Annotated in this window: 1 protein-coding gene; it reads right to left on the bottom strand. The window is 81.1% G+C overall.

Annotated features, from left to right (window positions below; translation table 11 throughout):
- Positions 1 to 238: FAD-binding protein (locus KVT14_RS21295; RefSeq protein ID WP_217617382.1), on the bottom strand; the 238-nt coding region annotated here is incomplete at both ends.

The raw sequence follows: 238 nt of genomic DNA, 5'->3' as shown, positions 1-238 counted from the left end.
ACGGCGGCGGGGCGGGCCCGGGGCGGAGCAGGCGGAGCGCCCCGGCGGGGCCGTGCCCGGGCACCCGGGGCGGCGACAGCCGACGGCCCAGCGCGTCGAACCACAGCGACGACGGGCCCGGCAGGAGCCGGATGCCGTGCCCCGGCCACACCGGCGCCCAGATCGCGACGCCCTCGGTGTAGTGCCACATGCGGGCCCGGTTCACCAGGCGCACACCGGCGGCCCGGGCGCTGTCGAG

Origin of the sequence: Cellulomonas sp. GbtcB1 (assembly GCF_019091725.1) — a bacterium.
Lineage (GTDB): Bacteria > Actinomycetota > Actinomycetes > Actinomycetales > Cellulomonadaceae > Cellulomonas.
Note: the sequence above shows the minus strand (reverse complement) of the source record. Positions and strands in the feature narration are given on the sequence as shown.